Here is a 16488-nt window from a genome sequence, read left to right as displayed (position 1 = left end):
CTTCCGCTCCTCCTTGACGTCCTGTCCCTGAGCGCCCCGCCTCCCCGCCTCAAGAAGAAGCCGAAGACGCCACCAGCCGATTGCGACCGAGCCGCTTCGCTTCGTAGAGCGCAGCATCCGCCCGCTCGACCAGTTCGATCGCGTTGTCGGAAGGCTGCGCGACAGCCAACCCGAGGCTCAGCGTGACCTGCAGCCCCGGCGCGATCGCGTCCCACGGGTAGAGCTGCACGGCGCTGCGCAGGCGCTCGCAGATCTCGTGCGCGGTCTCGCGCGGGGTGTCGACGAACACCAGCACGAACTCCTCGCCGCCCCAGCGGCCCAGCAGGTCGCGTGCCCGCGTCTTGTCGCCGAACAGGCGCGCCACCGTGCGCAGCACCTCGTCGCCGACCGCATGGCCATGGCGGTCGTTGACCTGCTTGAAGTGGTCGAGGTCGGCCATCGCCAGCGCCATCGGCTGGCGCTGGCCGCGCGAGCGCTCGATCAGCAGCGGCAGCGTCGCGTCGACGTGGCGCCGGTTCGCGAGGCCGGTCAGCGGGTCTTCCAGCGTCTCGCGGTGCAGCTCGGCGGTGCGCTGCTCGAGCAGTTCCTTCTCGGCTTCGAGCTGCTGCGTGCGCAGCCGCTGCAGCTCGGCCTCGAGCCGCGAACGCTCGCCATCCATCAGCGCGCGCTCGACATCGATGCGGTTCACCATCAGCCGCGCCTGCGCCTTGCTCTGCAGCGCGACCCGCTGCATCTCGATCTGGTGGTGCGCCTCGCAGTGCAGCAGCGCCGGCTCGAACTGGCGCGTGGCCTTGTAGGCGCGGTGCAGTGCCGAATGCACCCGCATGCGGGTGGTCTCATGGTCGAGCTCGGTCAGCGATTGCAGCGTCGCGGTCAGTTCGACGATGGCCTCTTCATTGCGGCCCTCGCGCAGCAGCACCTCGGCGATGTTGTGCCGCATGCGCAGCACCACCGCGCGGAACCCGTTCTGCTCGGCGCTCGCCAGCGCCTCCTGCAACAGCGCACGGGCCTCGGCGAAGTCGCCGGCCAGCCCGAGCGCTTCGCCGAGGTTGCCCTGCGTGACGGCAACGCGGTAGATGTCGCCATGGCGACGCGCCAGCGACAGGGCCCGGCTGCCGTACTGGCGCGCCCGCTGGATCGCCTGCTGGCTGGCCTCGTCGTCGGCGCGCAGCTGCGCCTGGTAGTAGGCGCTGATCGCGGTGGCGGTCAGGTTGTTCAGCGCCAGCATGCGGTCGCCGTGGCCGCCGTGCTCGCGCGCCATGCCCAGCGACTGCAGCAGGAAGCTCTCGGCCTGGATCGAATCGCCGAGCCGGTCGTAGCAGATGCCGATGCGGTTCAGCGCGACACCCATCGCCAAACCGCGGTCATGCTCGCGGGCCAGCTCGAACGACGCGGTGGCGTGCTTCAACGCTTCTTCCTGCAGCCCGATCTCGCTGAACGAGATCGCGAGCAGGCACAGCGTGTCGCACTGCTCGTCGATGCGCCCGGCCGCTTTCCACAGCGCGAGCGCCGCGCGCGCCGACTGCACCGACGGCTCGAACTGCCCGAGCCGCCACAGGTGGTTGGCGATCAGCGTGTGGATGCGCGCCACCACCAGTGGTTCGCCCACCGCGCTGGCGCCCGCCAGGGCCTGTTCGGCCAGCGCGAGGCCCTGCTGGTGGTGGCCGGCGTCGTGCGCGGCCTGTGAATCGGCGATCAGCCTGACGAGGCGTCTGGCGACTGTCTCGGGGCCGGCGGGGGTGTGGGAGGGCAAGGCGTGGGCGACCATGGAGGGCCCGATTGTGCGTGGCCCGGCGCGCCCGCGCCAGACACGCAGGCGTCAGGTTCGCGACGCGCCGTCAACTCTTGCGCAGCGCGTGCCAGATGCGCCAGCCGAGCAGCACGCCGATGATGGCGGCGTACACCGCGACCTCGGCGAAATTGTTCTTCGCCGCCTTCATCCAGAAGAAGTGCAGCAAGCCCAGCAGCACGACCGCGTAGACGCTCTTGTGCAGCGCCTGCCAGCGTTTCGCGCCGAGCGCCTTGATGGCCCGGTTGAACGAGGTGGCGGCCAGCGGGATCATCAGCACGAAGGCGAGGAAGCCGACCAGCGCGAACGGGCGCTTCGGGATGTCGCGCACGATGGCGTCGAGGTCGAGTCCCATGTCGAGCCACGAATACGCCAGGAAATGCAGCACCACGTAGAAGAACGCGAACAGCCCCAGCATGCGCCGGAAGCGAGCCAGCGCCGGTTGGTGCGCGATCACCCGCAGCGGCGTCACCGCCAGCGTGATGCACAGCAGGCGCAGCGTCCAGTCGCCGGTCGAGCGGATCAGCGCCTCGGCCGGGTTCGCGCCCAGCGTGTTCATCAGCGCGCCATGGAACAGCCATGCGAACGGCAGCAGCCCGGCGACGAACAGCAGCGGCTTGGCCGCCGGGTGCAGCAGCGGCGAACGCCGGCGCGGCACGGCGGCGCGGGGGGAGGGGGCGGTGTCGGGCGACAGCACGGCGGTCTTCATCGTCGATCCGCCGTCAGAACAGCTTCTTCAGGTCCATGCCGGCATACAGCTGGCCGACCTGGGCTTCGTAGCCGTTGAACATCAGCGTCGCGCGCTTCTTCGCGAACAGGCCGTCTTCGCCGATGCGGCGCTCGGTGGCCTGGCTCCAGCGCGGGTGGTCGACATTCGGATTGACGTTCGAATAGAAGCCGTACTCCTGCGCAGCCGCATGGTTCCACGAGGTCAGCGGCTGCTTGTCGGTGAAGCGGATCTTGACGATCGACTTGCCGCTCTTGAAGCCGTATTTCCAGGGCACCGCCAGCCGCACCGGCGCGCCGTTCTGGTTCGGCAGCACCTCGCCATACAGGCCGAAGGCCAGCAGCGCGAGCGGGTTCATCGCCTCGTCGAGGCGCAGGCCCTCGACGTACGGCCACGACAGCACGCGCGAACCGAGGAAGGGCATCTGCTTGGCATCGCCCAGCGTGACGAACTCGACGTACTTCGCATTGCCGGTCGGCTCGACGCGCTTGATCAGCTCGGACAGCGAATAGCCGACCCACGGGATCACCATCGACCAGCCCTCGACGCAGCGCAGCCGGTAGGTGCGCTCTTCCATCGGCGCGAGCTTCAGCAGCTCGTCGAGGTCGTAGACCTTGGGTTTCTTGACCTCGCCTTCGATCGCTACTGTCCACGGCCGGGTCTTCAGCGAGCCGGCGTTGCGTGCCGGGTCGGCCTTGTCGGTGCCGAACTCGTAGTAGTTGTTGTAGCCGGTCACGTCGTTGTAGGACGTGAGCTTCTCCATCGTGATCGCACCGGGGACGGCGCTGCGCGTGCCGGGCAGCGGCGCCAGCTTGTTCGGGCGGGCGGCCTGCGCCATCGCATCGCGCGCGGCCCAGCCGGACAGTGCGGCGCCGGCGCTGCCGAGGGCCATCAGCTTCAGCAGCTCGCGGCGGCGTTCGTAGACGCTGCGCGGCGTGATCTCGGACGGCACGGCATGGTCGAAGCCGCGGTTCGGGCGGTAATGCATGGAAACTCCTGGGGGCGCCTGCGGGCGCGTTGCCGGTCAGTCGGGCTTGGAGCCGCGAACCTTACAGCGGTTCCCGGTCAGGGAAGTTCGCCGAAATTGGTGTCGTCGATGACGGTGCCGAATTGCGTGTCGGAAAACAGCCGCAGCGAATTGCGCGCGGTGCGTTCGCGGAAGCTCTTGCGGGCGAACAGCTTGGCCTGCGCCTCGCCCGGCAGGTCGGTGATGTTGATGATGTTGCGCACGATCAGCGTGTCGATCACGTCTTCGATCACGCGGACGAAATCGGCGTCGAGCTTGCCGAAATCGCTGTTGGCCGGGGTGTGCCCGATGAAGGCCAGCAGCTCCGGATGCCCGTCGGCCATGAACTCGGTGCCGGCCCCCGGTTGACGGTGCAGGCTGTCGATCTGTCCGTCGGGTCCGCGTCGGATGTGGGGCATGGGGGCGTTCGCAGTGGCGAGTCGAACGACTATAGTCGCGCGCGCCTCGGCCGGGAACGAAAAAGGCCGGTCAGCGACCGGCCCATTGCACGCGAAGCGTGAGATTCGCCGCGTTCAGCGCAGCCCGGCGATGTAGTCGGCCACCGCCTTGATTTCCTTGTCGTTCATCTTCGCGGCGACGCCGATCATCTGCGGGCTGTTCTTGCGAAGCCCGCTGCGAAAGGCCACCAGCTGCGCTTCGGTGTAGTCGGAGTGCTGGCCGCGCAGGCGCGGGTACTGGATCGGCAGGCCGGCGCCGGTCGGGCTGTGGCAGCCGGAGCACGCCGGAATGGCCCGGTCGGCAATGCCGCCGCGATAGATCTTCTCGCCGAGGGCGACCGATTCCTTGTTCTTCGCGAAACCGGGCTTCGCGTCCTTCGACGCGTAGAACGCGGCGACGTTGCGCATGTCGTCTTCGCTCAGCGTCGAGGCCATGCCCTTCATCACCGGGTTGTCGCGCTTGCCTTCCTTGAACTCGGTCAGCTGCTTGACGAGGTATTCCGGGTGCTGCCCCTGCAGGATCGGGTTGGCCGGGCTGCCGCGCGAACCGTCGGCCGAGTGGCAGGCGCCGCACACGTTGGCCGAGATCGCCTGGCCTTTCGCGACGTCGGGCCTGGCCCTGGCCGTCTCGCTCGCGGATGCGGGCGCCACCAGCGCGGCGGCCAACAACAGACTCGACAGCAGGGGAGCAACAGGCATCATGGCGTGTGGGTGTGAGGTGGCTGGATGCGTTTTGTGGGTGCAAAACCCGGCGATTTTACAATGCAAGTTTTTGGTGCCTTCCATGACCGACGAAAACAATTCCGGTGCGCCGGCCGCTGACGCGAGCAGCGATGCGGCCGCGGCCGAGAAACTGGCGCTGGCCTGGACGCACACCGCGCGCTTCCTGACCACCGCCAGCCAGCTGAACCAGCTGCCGCAGACCGAGCTGCCCGAGATCGCCTTCGTCGGCCGATCGAACGCCGGCAAATCGACCGCGATCAACACGCTGACCCAGCAGAAGCGGCTGGCCTTCGCATCGAAGACGCCCGGCCGCACGCAGCACATCAACCTGTTCGAGCTGGGCCCGAAAGACGCGCCGAATGCGCTGTTCGCCGACCTGCCCGGCTACGGCTATGCCGCCGTCGCCCGCTCGGCCAAGCAGCGCTGGCAGGAGGTGATGGCCAACTACCTGCAGGTGCGCCGCAGCCTGTCGGGTGTGGTGCTGATGGTCGATTCGCGGCTCGGGCTGACCGAGCTCGACCGCAACCTGCTCGAATTCGTCGCCCCGCGCGTCGGCTCCGGCGAGGTGCGGCTGCTGGTGCTGCTGACCAAGTCCGACAAGCTGAACCGCCGCGAAGCCGCCACCGCGCTGGAAACCACGCAGGCGGTGCTGGGCGAGCTGACGAGCGAGCATGCCGACATCGGCATCTCGCTGTTCTCGGCGCTGAAGAAGCAGGGCGTCGGCGACGCGGCCTGCGTGCTGCGGGAGTGGGTCGCGCCGTGATCGAGACCTTCGACGCGGTGCTGCCGCACGGCATCACGCTGAGCTGCCGGGCCAGCGGGCCGCGCGACGCGCCCGCGATCGTGTTCCTGCATGGTTTTCCCGAGGGCGCCTTCGTCTGGGACGGCCTGCTGCGCCATTTCGGCGATCGCTACCGCTGCATCGCGCCGAACCTGCGCGGCTACGAGCGCTCGTCGGCACCGGCCGAGGTGGAAGCGTATCGCGCGAAGCACCTGGTGGCCGACCTGCTGGCGCTGATCGCGCAGCAGGCCGGCGGACCGCTGGCCGCGCTGGTGGCGCACGACTGGGGCGGCGCGGTGGCCTGGAACTTCGCGGTGCAACACCCGCAGGCGCTGCAGCGGCTGGTGATCGTCAATTCGCCGCACCCGGGCGTGTTCCTGAAGGCTCTGCAGACCGACCCGCAGCAGCAGGCAGCCAGCGCCTACATGAACACCTGGAGTCGCCCTGAGGCCGAGGTGGAGCTCGAAGCCGGCGATTTCGCGCGGCTGTGGGCGGTGTTCTCGCACATGAGCGCCGAGGATCCGTCGCGCCCGGGCGGTTGGCTGACGCCGGCCGTGAAGGACCAGTACCGCGCGGTCTGGCGCCACGGGCTGACCGGGGCGCTGAACTACTACCGCGTGTCGCCGCTGCGCCCGCCGACCGGGCCCGATTCACCGGTGCTCGCGCTGCGTTTCCCGCCGGAGTTCGTCACGGTGCAGGTGCCGACGCACGTGGTGTGGGGCGAGGCCGACGTGGCGCTGCCCGCGTCGTTGCTGGACGGGCTGGAGGCCTTCGTTCCGAACCTGACGCTGACCCGCGTGCCCGGCGCGACCCACTGGATCGTGCACGAACTGCCGGCGCTGGTGGCGCGGGAGATCGAGAGAGCGCTGGTTCGGTGAGGCGGGCCGAGCGCCGGGCCGCCATGGGTCACGAAGAGGCCCGCTTCGTGGACCTTGCCGGTCCGCGTCCCCTCGGGGGACCGCTCGACGTACTCGTCGAGCGTGGGGCCGTCATACAACGACGTAGCGGCCTTCGAGCAGGCGCGATGCGGATTGAAGGTGTTCGCGCAGCATCGGGAACAGGTCCGACGACGACTCGGTCGCGTAGATCTGCCGGGCCCGTTGCGCCGCCGAATACCCGATGTTGACGATGCAGGCGGCCGGGCCGCTGCAGTACTCCAGCACGTCGGGGTTCAGCACGTGGACCGCCCAGCCTTCCGAGGACTCCACGCCGCCATCGCTGATCCGCATCAATTCGCTGTCTGTCATGTGCGCCTCGCCGAACGTCGCTGACTCTTCTGCTCTACCCTGGCAGCCAGTTTAGGAAGCGCCTCCTCGCTTGACACCCCCCCGAACGCGGCAGTCCACCCCCGGCAGCTGCCTTATCCGTCACGGTCGGCCGATGAACAGGTACAGGCCGGCGGCACCGCGTGGCGCGTAGGTCACGCCGAGGTACAGCGGCCCGATGCCGGTGTCGGCACCGACGAAGAGGCTCATGCCGCTGCGCAGGTCGTTCAGCTTCATCTGGCTGCTGAACGCCCAGGCGTTGCCGGCCTCCAGCGATCCGCCGACGAACAGCCCGCGGGTGAACACCGGCGTGTAGCTCATGCGCTGGTAGTACGCGAGCCGGCCGAACAGCAGGTAGTTGCCTTCTATCTGGCCCGGCAGGTAGCCCGACATCTGCTGGAAGCCGCCGAGCGAGTAGCGGCCCAGCCCGGCGATCGCGCGCTGGTCGGCATGCTGCACCCGCGCGAACGCGTTCAGCGTGTGCCGTCCCCACGTGCCGACCGCCGAACCCTCGCTCTCGACCCGCGTGAAGCGGTCGGAATCGCTGCCGGTCACGGTGTCGCTGCGCCGGCCGGTGACCACCTCGCCCTGCACGCGGTAGCCGCGCAACGGGAAGTTCGCGAAATCGAGCTGGTCGACCACCACGCCGACGCGCAGGCCGGATTCGTCGATCGTCACCGTGTCGCGCGGCCCGATGTAGTCGGCCGACAGGATCTCCGGTTCGTTGCGCAGCGTCAGGTGCGTCAGGCCGATGCGGATTTCGCCGAACTGGCCCCACGGCTGGCCGAGGTCGACGCCGAAGCGGCCGGTCGAGCGGTTGAAGTGCCCGCGCTCGTCGCCGGTGACGTCGTTGTAGACGGCCACCTTGCGGCGCTCGATCTCGCCGTAGCCGGCGACGAACCAGTCGTTCGAGATGCCGAGCGTCCAGTTCAGCGGGTGGTAGATCTCGGTGAACAGCTTCGGCACCTCGCCGATCTGCACGCGGTTGCGCCATTCGGTGCCGTTGGCATCCAGCCAGTGGCGGTTGTGGCTGATCTTCAGGTTGAAGGCGCTGCGCCCGCTGAAGTCGGTGTTCAGGTCCAGCCCGACGCGGAAGTAGTGCGGCCCCCAGGGCTTGTCCTCCAGGTCGAAGACCAGACCGTCGCCGCGGTCGGTCGTCACCAGCTCGTAGTCGGCGCGCACGTAGTCGCCGCTGGCGGCCAGGCGCCGCGCATCGCGCTCGGCCTTCGCAGCGTCGAAGGGCTGGCCGGCCGCCGATTCCATCTGCGCGGCGAAACGCTTCGGGTTGGTCAGCTCGCTGCCTTCGAACTCGACGAATGCCAGCGTCGCCTGCGGGGCGGGCTCGCGCGGGTGGCCGGCCTTCCATTGCGCGTAGCTCGTCTCGTCGAGCGACAGCGCGGCCAGACGCGGTGCGAGCTGCACCGCGCCCTGCTCGCCGAGCGCGATCAGCTCGCGCGTCTTGTTGAAATCGCCGGCGGTGATGTCGCCCAGCTGCGGCGAGATCAGCAGGTCGCGTCCGCCGAGCGACGCCAGGCTGCGCTGCACGTTCTGCTCGGTCAGGATGTTGATCATCTGCCCGGTCAGGCCGCCGACCGAGCCGAGCGTCTTGCGCGGAGCCAGTGGCGTGCCGATGTTGACCGCGATCACGATGTCGGCGCCCATCGCGCGCGCCACGTCGACCGGCACGTTGTCGACCAGCCCGCCGTCGCCGAGGATGCGGTCGTCGATCTCGGTGGGCGGGAACACGCCGGGCACGCTCATGCTGGAACGCAGCGCGAGCGCGAGGTCGCCCTGGCGCAGGATCACCGCGCGGCCGTCTTCCATGTCGGTGGCGACCGCGCGGAACGGGATCGGCAGCCGGTCGAAATCGCGCACCGCCCGCACCGGCAGCGTGTAGCGCCGCAGCAGCGTCTCGAGGCCGCGGCCCGACAGCGCACCGAGCGGCGCGCGCATCTCGCCGTCGCGCATGCCGAACTCGATCAACGGCGAGATCTCGAAGTCTTCTTCCTTGCGCCGCTGCGACAGCAGCTGGCGGTCGACCCGGTTGGCGAACACCGCGTCCCAGTTGACCTTCAGCAGCTCGCGCTCCAGCGTCTCGGCATCCATGCCGCTGGCGTACAGGCCGCCGATGATCGCGCCCATCGAGGTGCCGGCGATCACGTCGACCGGGATGCGCTCGCGCTCCAGCACCTTCAGCACCCCGACGTGCGACAGCCCGCGCGCGCCGCCGCCGGACAGCACGAGGCCGATGCGCGGACGAGCCGATGGGGCCGGTTGGGCAGTTGCCGGCGTGGCTGCCGGCGGCGCCTGTTGCGCCAGCGCCGCGCTGCCGATGAGCGCGAGCAGGCACAGCCATGCCCGCCGATGGGTCCCGCCTCCGAATGTCATGGCCGGCATTCTGCCGGCTCGCGGCCGCTCAGCGCAGCGTCGCCAGGCTGCGCAGCATGCCGTCGACCGCGCGCTGCACCAGCGAATAGTCGGCCAGCGGGATCAGCAGGTCGGCGGTGCGCAGCCGTTCGAGCGCCCGCGACGTCACCGAATGCGTGCTGCCGGGGTGCTCGCCGGCGAACAGCAGCAGCTGCCCGCCGTCGCTGCGCCACAGCAGCTGCAGGTGGCTCCAGCGGCCGAGCAGGAACATCCGGTAGTGCCGGCCGATCGCCATCGCGTGGACCCAGGTGGCCGCATCGTCGCCGGCGGAGGCCGGGCCGCTCGGCAACCACTCGGCGGGCACGGTGTCCATCGAGCCGAGGTCGATCAGCGAATCGCTGAACGGCGTGCCGCTCTCGGGCATCGGCTCGACGCTCTCGTCGCGCATGCGGCGAACGATCTCTTCCGGCGTCGGCTCGGGCTCGGCACCCGTGCCCGTCCGGGAACGCGGCTTCATCGCTTCGGAGTGGACCTCGACCAGCGCGTCGAGCGCCGCCTGTTGCTCATCGGCAGGCAGGTCGATCAGCTCCATGCCGGCGCGCAGCTGCTTCAGCAGGTCGGGCAGCAGGCCCAGCAGGCGCAGCCGGCTTTGCGGGTGGTCCGGCAGGCGCAGGCTCCACAGCAGGTGCTCGGTGGCTTTCAGCGCCAGCCGGCTGGCGTCGGCCTCTTCACCGTAGCGCGTGAACGATTCGGCCAGCACCCGCGCCCAGGTGCCGGTGACGAAGCGGCGGATCGCCGGCGTCGTGCGGATCGCCGCCATCTGTTCGGACAGCCGGTGCGACAGCTCGCGCTGCAGCCGCTCGCGCTGCTCGGCCATCACCAGCGTCGCGATCGCGACGCGCGCGGCCACCTGGGCGTCGCGCAGCTGCTCGGCGGTGCAGGCGTCGACGCGGGCGATGCTGCGGCGGTACAGCGCGGCGTCCTGCACCGGCTCGGCCAGCATCTCGTCGACCAGCCGGTCGCAGACCGCCAGGAACTGCGCCAGCCGCGGGTCGCCGGCCTGCGGGTAGCCGACCGCGGCGCCGGCGATGCGGTCCATCAGCTGCCACACCGGATGGTCGTGGACTTCCATCATCTTCGGGTCGCGCAGCGCGACGCGCAGCGCCGACACCTGCAGCCGGCCCATCAGCGTGCGCAGCGGCTTCGGCAGCATCGGGTCGCCGAGGATGGTCTCGAACAGCCGCGACAGCAGCTCGATGATCTGGCGCTCGATCGTCTCGTCGGCGGCCGTCAGCAGCGAGCCGCGGAACTCGGCCAGCCGCGACGATGGCGTGCCGGCGCGATCGGCCGCGTCGCCGCCGGTGTCGCCGTCGGCGACCGGCAGGCGCGCCAGCATCGCCTCGATGCGGGCGAGCGCCTGTTCGAGGGCCGGCCCGAGCGCGTTGCCGCGGCCGGCCGCTGCCGGCCGGGCCGAAGGCGGGGACGCCGCGGTCGGAATGCCGCCCGGCATGCTGCGCACCAGGCCTTCGAGCGCGCCCGGCATCGTCACGTCGACCTCCGGCTTGCGCGCCGCGCCGGCCCCGGGGGCGAACACCACGGTGCGGTAGATGCTCGGCTCGATGCCCTGCGATTCGAGGCGCGAGCAGGCGGCGGCCCAGGCCATGCGCAGCAGCGGCGTCATCGCGGTCGACGCGATGCGCAGCAGGATGGCCTGCTGCACCGGCTTGTCGGTCACGTCGCCAGCGGCGTCCCACAGCGCATGTGCATAAGCGAGCGGGCGCAGCGGGTTCGATTCGGCGGTGGTGTGGCTCTGGCCGCGCAGCGTCGACGTGAAGGTCTGCAGCTCGCGCAGCTCCCATTCGGTGCCGGTGTCGATCTGCTGCACCGCGCGCGAGATCTCGATGTCGGATTCGACGCGGCCTTCGTCCATCAGTTGCAGGCCGGACAGGCTGCTCGGGCCCGAGGATGCCGCCGCCGCGGCGCTGTCGGCGGGCTCGAGGTCGGCCAGCACGCGCTGGCGCAATGCGTCGACGAAGCTGCGCTGGAAACGCCCGGCCTGCTGCTGCAGCAGCTCGACCAGGTCGAAGTGGTGCTGGCGCTCGCTCGCGAGCAGCTGGTCGCGCGGGCGGCGCAGCTGTTCGACCACCGCCGCCATCGTGCGGGCGATCAGGTCGGGCGCGCGGCCCAGTTCATCGTCGATGAAGCGCTTCAGCAGGGGGGCGGTCGGCATGGTTCGTATTGTGCGACCCGGCGAAGCTCAAAAGAAAAGGGCTGCCGAAGCAGCCCTTTCGAGGTAGGCGAGGTGCCTGGACCTTACATGTCCATGCCCATGCCGCCCATGCCGCCCATGCCGCCACCGGGCATGCCGCCACCGGCGGGAGCGTCTTCCTTCGGCGCCTCGGCGATCATCGCCTCGGTCGTCAGCATCAGCGAGGCCACCGACGCGGCGTTCTGCAGCGCAGTGCGGGTCACCTTGGTCGGATCCAGGATGCCCATCTCGATCATGTCGCCGTAGGTGTCGTTGGCTGCATTGAAGCCGTAGTTGCCCTTGCCGTTCAGCACGGCATTGACGACCACGCTGGCTTCGCCGCCGGCGTTGTAGACGATCTCGCGCAGCGGCGCTTCGATCGCGCGCAGCACCAGCTTGATGCCGGCTTCCTGGTCGGGGTTGTCACCCTTGATGGCGCCAGCCGATTGCTTGGCGCGCAGCAGGGCCACGCCACCACCGGCCACGATGCCTTCTTCGACGGCGGCACGGGTGGCGTGCAGCGCATCTTCGACGCGGGCCTTCTTTTCCTTCATCTCGACTTCGGTCGCGGCGCCGACCTTGATCACCGCAACACCGCCGGCCAGCTTGGCCACGCGCTCTTGCAGCTTTTCACGGTCGTAGTCGCTGGTGGCTTCCTCGATCTGCACGCGCACTTGCTTGACGCGGGCTTCGATGTCGGAACCGGCACCGGCGCCATCGATGATGGTGGTGTTTTCCTTGCCCACTTCGACGCGCTTGGCCTGGCCCAGGTCGGCCAGCGTGACCTTCTCGAGCGTCAGGCCGACTTCTTCGGCGATGACCTTGCCGCCGGTCAGGATGGCGATGTCTTCCAGCATGGCCTTGCGGCGGTCGCCGAAGCCCGGGGCCTTGACGGCGACGACCTTCAGGATGCCGCGGATCGTGTTGACCACCAGGGTCGCCAGCGCTTCGCCTTCGACTTCCTCGGCGATGATCAGCAGCGGACGGCCGGCCTTGGCCACTTGCTCCAGCACCGGCAGCAGGTCGCGGATGTTGCTGATCTTCTTGTCGAACAGCAGGATGAACGGGTTGTCCAGCAACGCCGATTGCTTCTCGGGGTTGTTGATGAAGTACGGCGACAGGTAGCCGCGGTCGAACTGCATGCCTTCGACGACTTCCAGTTCGCTCTCGAGCGACTTGCCGTCTTCGACGGTGATGACGCCTTCCTTGCCGACCTTGTCCATCGCGTCGGCGATGATCTTGCCGATGGTTTCGTCGCTGTTGGCCGAGATCGAGCCGACTTGCGCGATTTCCTTCGAGGTCGTGGTGGCCTTCGAGGCCTTCTTCAGCTGCTCGACCAGGGCCGTGACGGCCTTGTCGATGCCGCGCTTCAGGTCCATCGGGTTCATGCCGGCGGCCACGTACTTCATGCCTTCGCGGATGATGGCCTGGGCCAGCACGGTGGCGGTGGTGGTGCCGTCACCGGCGATGTCGCTGGTCTTGGAAGCGACTTCCTTGACCATCTGCGCGCCCATGTTCTGAAGCTTGTCCTTCAGCTCGATCTCCTTGGCGACCGAGACACCGTCCTTCGTGACGGTGGGGGCGCCGAACGAGCGCTCGAGGACCACGTTGCGGCCCTTCGGGCCCAGGGTCACCTTGACGGCGTTGGCCAGGATGTTGACACCCTCGACCATGCGTGCGCGGGCTTCGCCGCCGAAGACTACGTCTTTTGCTGCCATGTGTTTTCTCCGAATTGCTTGTGGGGGACGAGGATCAGGCTTCGATCACGGCGAAGAGGTCTTCCTCGCGCATCACGAGCAGTTCCTTGCCGTCGACCTTGACGGTCTGGCCGCTGTACTTGCCGAACAGCACGCGGTCGCCGACCTTGACATTCAGGGCAATGAAGTCGCCCTTCTCGTTGCGCTTGCCCGGGCCGATGGCCAGGACGATGCCTTGCTCCGGCTTCTCGGTGGCGGCGTCGGGGATCACGATGCCCGAAGCGGTCTTGGTTTCGGCTTCAACGCGCTCGACGACCACGCGGTCGTGCAACGGACGAAATTTCATGACTTCTCCTTGATGTCTCAAAAATGGGACTTCTGGTGGGCAACGAGGCAAGTTGGCGCTCATTGACCTGATGGAACACCGGTGCCCGCAGGCCCCTGGATGTCGTTAGCACTCGGTTGAGTCGAGTGCTAGCAGACCAGGATTATAGGGGCAGCGCGTGACGGTTCAAGAGCGCGGTCTTTGCCCCGCCCCTGGACTGCGGATTGCCCCATCCCGGGCACCGACCGAGTTTCCAAGGAGCAGCCATGCACGACGACGAAGCGCAGATCCGGCAGTTCGTGACGACCTGGATGGCCGCGACGCGAGCCGGCGATGTGGACACGGTGCTGAGCCTCGTCGCCGACGACGTCGTCTTTCTCGCGCCGGGGCGCCCCCCGATGGGCAAGGACGAGTTCACCGCGGTCTCCAAAGCCCAGGCCGCGCCCGGTGGCCCGGCGGTCGACGGCGTCAGCGACATCCAGGAGATCCAGGTGCTGGGCGACTGGGCCTTCATGTGGACGAAGCTGGTCGTCACCGTCACGCCGCCCGGCGCTCCGCCGCAGAAGCGCGCCGGTCACACCTTGACCGTGCTGAGGAAGGAAGCGGGCCGGTGGGTCATCGCAAGGGACGCGAATCTTCTGGCGCCTGCGACGGGCCGCTGATGGACGGCGCGCTATCCTTCGGCACCTTCACCCCTTCGTTCCAACCATGTTGATCGCGATCGTCGGCGGCGTGCTGGCCGCCCTGGGTTTGCTGTCCGCCGTCGCGCTGGTCGCGGCGCCATTGGGCCTGTCCGAGGCATCGCCGGGGCTGACGCTGTGGGTGCTGTTCCCGCTCTTCACGCTGGTCGGCTACGCGCTGCTGGTGGCCGGCAGCCGCGATCCGGTGGTCAGGCTGCCGACGCTGCTGCTGGCCGTGCCGCTGTTGCTGCTGGCGCTGGCCGCCGCGGTGGCGCTGGTGGCCGGCGCGGCCGGGCTGTGGGCGATACACGGCGATGGAGGCTCCGCCCCGCTGTGGTACGTGCTGGTGCTGGGCGGCGTGCTCGGCGCGCTGGGCACGGCGGCCTCCGGCCGACGGCCTCAGACCTGACCGGGGCGCCTCAGGAACCACTGCGCGTAGAGCCGCGCGCCGAACGCGAAGCCGAAGGTCAGCAGCAGCGACAGCACGAAATACATGCCGACCAGCAGCACCGACGCCGCGCCTTCACCGCGCCCGCCCAGGTAGCTGCCGATGGCCGCGGCCGACAGCGCGGCGACCACCGCCCGGCGCTCGCCCAGCCGCCGGGCCACCATGCAGAAGACCGCGAAGGCCGCGACGCCGCCGACCAGCAGCAGCGCATGCCGACGCGGTGTCGTCAGCATCGACCACCACTCGCTCCAACTGCGCCGGGGCGGCTTCGCGGGCGGGCCCTTCAACGCGTCGGCGACCAAGCGATCGGTCGCGGCTTCGAAGCCGGCCGGGGTCTGCAAGGCTTCGTCGCTCCATTGCAGGTTGGTCGCTTCGCCGTCCCGCAGCTTCTGCATCGAGCTTCGCCAGGTGTCTTCCTGGGCCGATGGCGGCACGGTCGTCCGGCAGAACAGCGGCACGCCGGCACCGGGGGCCAGCACCGGATTCGCCGCCGGCGCCGGATGGCAGCGCCAGTTCACGCCCGAGCGGCCGTCGAGCGGGATCCGCACCGCCAGCTTGTGCGCGAGGATCGTGAAGCTGCCGCTGTTCCGCACCGTCAAGGCCCACAGCGCGGCCGTGCGCGACGGGGACTGGATCCACACGTTCGGCGCCGCCGGCGCGAGGCGGCCGCCGAATTCCGCCGCTTCGTCGCCGAGCGGAGGCTCGCCGGCCACCGGGTCGATCTTCAGGCTGCGCGACAGCTCGGCGTTCCAGCGCGCGGTGGTGTCCCGGTGGCGCGCGGCCTGGGGCAGCGTGTCGTCGATGACCTGCCCGAATGTCGCGGTGGCCGGCAGCGGTTCGCCGGCAAGCTGGCGCAGGTGCACCGCGAACAGCCCGCGGCGCAGCGCCTGCAGGCCGTTGCGGTCGCCGGGCGCCAGCTCGCGCCACGCCGGCAGCCAGGCCCACGCCGACCCGGGCCGCGCGCCCAGCCGCTGCGCGCGCAGGGCCTCCATCGGGTCGCGCCCCGGCGCGTGCAGGTCGGCGACGACGAACAGCGCGACGGCCAGCGCCGCCGCCAGCGCGATCAGCAGCGGCGTCCAGCCTGACAGCACCGAGCGGCGTGCGGCTGCCGGCGTCGACGCCGATCCCGGGGACGCCGGCTTCAGGCGCCGCGTGCTGGGGTAGCGCGCCAACCGCTTCGCTTCGACGGCGGCGGCGGCCGCCAGGTCGGCCTCGGCCGCGTCGAGCAGCGGGTCGATGTCCGGCAGGTTCTGCGCGACGACGATGTGCCCGCAGTGCGCGCACTGCGTGTCGCGGGCCGGGTCGAGCGCCGACCCGCAAGCGCGGCACGGCCATGCGATGGCGTGGCCGATGGCCTGCGGCGACGCGCCCATGCCGTCCAGGTGCAGCCGCAGCGAATGCGCCAGCCGCGGCATGTCGATCACCACCAGCGCGGTGCCGCACCAGCTGCAGTGCTCGTCGCCGGCCGAGGCCGCACCTCCGCAGTTCAGGCACAGCAGCGTGTGCCGCTCCTGCGCCAGCGCACGCCGTTCGGCAACCCCCAGCGGCCGCACCAGGCCGCGCTCGGCCAGCAGGCCGCTGTGGCTGTGCAGGTGGCCGTGGCGGCGCGGGCATTCGAGCGCGGCGAACAGGCCGAAGCGCGACCGGTTCTGCACCTGCTTCAGCGTCGCGGCACACCGCGGACAACCCGGGTGCGCGACCTGGGCCTCGGCCAGCGGGCGGCCGGTGCCGGCCTCCATCTCGCGCAGCAGCCGCACCCAGCCGAAGCTGTCGAGCTGCACCGATTCGAACTCGTCGAACCACACCAGGCGGCAGTCGGGGCAGTGCTCCACCGTGACCGGCTGCCCCTTGTGCGACGACAGCGACAGCACGCGCATCGGCGCGGTGCAGCGCGGGCAGGCGATGCGGCGGGCGGGACTCGGGGCGGCGATCTCGGGTGGGGCGCTCACGCCGCGATTCTCGGCCACCGGCGGC

At 69.8% G+C, this 16488-nt stretch carries 15 protein-coding genes; 4 read left to right on the top strand and 11 right to left on the bottom strand.

The features are described 5' to 3' along the window. Positions 1 to 49: 49 nt before the first annotated feature. The 5 genes from FHT26_RS09370 to FHT26_RS09350 all read right to left on the bottom strand — a co-directional run bounded on the left by FHT26_RS09370 (position 50) and on the right by FHT26_RS09350 (position 4679). Positions 50 to 1753, bottom strand: a complete 1704-nt coding sequence (locus FHT26_RS09370; protein ID WP_168559867.1) for a tetratricopeptide repeat-containing diguanylate cyclase — start codon at positions 1751 to 1753, stop codon at positions 50 to 52. Positions 1754 to 1838: 85 nt separating this feature from the next. Beyond that, on the bottom strand, positions 1839 to 2498 hold the full coding sequence (gene msrQ, locus FHT26_RS09365; RefSeq protein WP_168559866.1) for a protein-methionine-sulfoxide reductase heme-binding subunit MsrQ: 660 nt from the start codon (positions 2496 to 2498) through the stop codon (positions 1839 to 1841). 13 nt (positions 2499 to 2511) lie between these two features. After that, positions 2512 to 3504: a protein-methionine-sulfoxide reductase catalytic subunit MsrP gene (gene msrP, locus FHT26_RS09360; RefSeq protein WP_168559865.1), complete on the bottom strand. Its 993-nt coding sequence runs from the start codon at positions 3502 to 3504 to the stop codon at positions 2512 to 2514. 77 nt (positions 3505 to 3581) lie between these two features. Continuing rightward, positions 3582 to 3941 carry a hypothetical protein gene (locus tag FHT26_RS09355; RefSeq protein WP_056817082.1) on the bottom strand — a complete coding sequence of 120 codons (360 nt, stop codon included), beginning with the start codon at positions 3939 to 3941 and terminating at the stop codon, positions 3582 to 3584. Between the two features lie 114 nt (positions 3942 to 4055). After that, positions 4056 to 4679 carry a c-type cytochrome gene (locus tag FHT26_RS09350; RefSeq protein ID WP_168559864.1) on the bottom strand — a complete coding sequence of 208 codons (624 nt, stop codon included), beginning with the start codon at positions 4677 to 4679 and terminating at the stop codon, positions 4056 to 4058. Between the two features lie 85 nt (positions 4680 to 4764). On the opposite strand from FHT26_RS09350, the gene yihA reads away from it, so the two are divergent. After that, positions 4765 to 5466: a ribosome biogenesis GTP-binding protein YihA/YsxC gene (gene yihA, locus FHT26_RS09345; protein WP_168559863.1), complete on the top strand. Its 702-nt coding sequence runs from the start codon at positions 4765 to 4767 to the stop codon at positions 5464 to 5466. Then, positions 5463 to 6362, top strand: a complete 900-nt coding sequence (locus tag FHT26_RS09340) for an alpha/beta fold hydrolase (protein WP_168559862.1) — start codon at positions 5463 to 5465, stop codon at positions 6360 to 6362. The genes yihA and FHT26_RS09340 overlap by 4 nt, the downstream gene beginning before the upstream one ends. 111 nt (positions 6363 to 6473) lie before the next feature. On the opposite strand, the gene FHT26_RS09335 is transcribed toward FHT26_RS09340, so the two are convergent. From FHT26_RS09335 to FHT26_RS09315, 5 genes are all read right to left on the bottom strand, one after another. Beyond that, positions 6474 to 6731 carry a hypothetical protein gene (locus tag FHT26_RS09335; RefSeq protein WP_168559861.1) on the bottom strand — a complete coding sequence of 86 codons (258 nt, stop codon included), beginning with the start codon at positions 6729 to 6731 and terminating at the stop codon, positions 6474 to 6476. Positions 6732 to 6851: 120 nt separating this feature from the next. After that, complete coding sequence (locus FHT26_RS09330) at positions 6852 to 9137, bottom strand: patatin-like phospholipase family protein (protein WP_168559860.1); 2286 nt, start codon at positions 9135 to 9137, stop codon at positions 6852 to 6854. A gap of 28 nt (positions 9138 to 9165) precedes the next feature. Continuing rightward, entirely contained in the window at positions 9166 to 11346 is a 2181-nt protein-coding gene (locus tag FHT26_RS09325) for a DUF1631 family protein (RefSeq protein WP_168559859.1), read from the bottom strand. Positions 11347 to 11429: 83 nt separating this feature from the next. Beyond that, a complete protein-coding gene (groL, locus tag FHT26_RS09320; RefSeq protein WP_168559858.1) occupies positions 11430 to 13082 on the bottom strand; it encodes a chaperonin GroEL in 1653 nt (550 codons plus the stop codon). Between the two features lie 34 nt (positions 13083 to 13116). After that, positions 13117 to 13407 carry a co-chaperone GroES gene (locus tag FHT26_RS09315; RefSeq protein WP_056817099.1) on the bottom strand — a complete coding sequence of 97 codons (291 nt, stop codon included), beginning with the start codon at positions 13405 to 13407 and terminating at the stop codon, positions 13117 to 13119. Positions 13408 to 13652: 245 nt separating this feature from the next. Between FHT26_RS09315 and FHT26_RS09310 the strand changes: the two genes are divergently transcribed. Next, positions 13653 to 14048, top strand: a complete 396-nt coding sequence (locus tag FHT26_RS09310) for a YybH family protein (protein WP_168559857.1) — start codon at positions 13653 to 13655, stop codon at positions 14046 to 14048. A 46-nt stretch (positions 14049 to 14094) separates the two neighbouring features. Continuing rightward, positions 14095 to 14475, top strand: coding sequence for a hypothetical protein (locus tag FHT26_RS09305; RefSeq protein ID WP_168559856.1), 381 nt, complete (start codon positions 14095 to 14097; stop codon positions 14473 to 14475). On the opposite strand, the gene FHT26_RS09300 is transcribed toward FHT26_RS09305, so the two are convergent. Continuing rightward, on the bottom strand, positions 14466 to 16463 hold the full coding sequence (locus FHT26_RS09300) for a TFIIB-type zinc ribbon-containing protein (protein WP_168559855.1): 1998 nt from the start codon (positions 16461 to 16463) through the stop codon (positions 14466 to 14468). The genes FHT26_RS09305 and FHT26_RS09300 overlap by 10 nt on opposite strands. Between the last annotated feature and the right edge of the window lie 25 nt (positions 16464 to 16488).

Source organism: Rhizobacter sp. SG703, from assembly GCF_012275445.1.
Lineage (GTDB): Bacteria > Pseudomonadota > Gammaproteobacteria > Burkholderiales > Burkholderiaceae_C > Rhizobacter.
This window is presented reverse-complemented; position numbering and strand designations above follow the sequence as displayed.

Bases quoted from the DNA above. Each gene is read 5' to 3' on its own strand.
- FHT26_RS09325 (WP_168559859.1), bottom strand. From the start codon at position 11,346: ATGCCGACCGCCCCCCTGCTGAAGCGCTTCATCGACGATGAACTGGGC.
- FHT26_RS09350 (WP_168559864.1), bottom strand. From the start codon at position 4,679: ATGCCTGTTGCTCCCCTGCTGTCGAGTCTGTTGTTGGCCGCCGCGCTG.
- groL (WP_168559858.1), bottom strand. From the start codon at position 13,082: ATGGCAGCAAAAGACGTAGTCTTCGGCGGCGAAGCCCGCGCACGCATG.
- msrQ (WP_168559866.1), bottom strand. From the start codon at position 2,498: ATGAAGACCGCCGTGCTGTCGCCCGACACCGCCCCCTCCCCCCGCGCC.
- FHT26_RS09355 (WP_056817082.1), bottom strand. From the start codon at position 3,941: ATGCCCCACATCCGACGCGGACCCGACGGACAGATCGACAGCCTGCAC.
- FHT26_RS09310 (WP_168559857.1), top strand. From the start codon at position 13,653: ATGCACGACGACGAAGCGCAGATCCGGCAGTTCGTGACGACCTGGATG.
- msrP (WP_168559865.1), bottom strand. From the start codon at position 3,504: ATGCATTACCGCCCGAACCGCGGCTTCGACCATGCCGTGCCGTCCGAG.
- FHT26_RS09315 (WP_056817099.1), bottom strand. From the start codon at position 13,407: ATGAAATTTCGTCCGTTGCACGACCGCGTGGTCGTCGAGCGCGTTGAA.
- FHT26_RS09335 (WP_168559861.1), bottom strand. From the start codon at position 6,731: ATGACAGACAGCGAATTGATGCGGATCAGCGATGGCGGCGTGGAGTCC.
- FHT26_RS09305 (WP_168559856.1), top strand. From the start codon at position 14,095: ATGTTGATCGCGATCGTCGGCGGCGTGCTGGCCGCCCTGGGTTTGCTG.
- FHT26_RS09330 (WP_168559860.1), bottom strand. From the start codon at position 9,137: ATGACATTCGGAGGCGGGACCCATCGGCGGGCATGGCTGTGCCTGCTC.
- yihA (WP_168559863.1), top strand. From the start codon at position 4,765: ATGACCGACGAAAACAATTCCGGTGCGCCGGCCGCTGACGCGAGCAGC.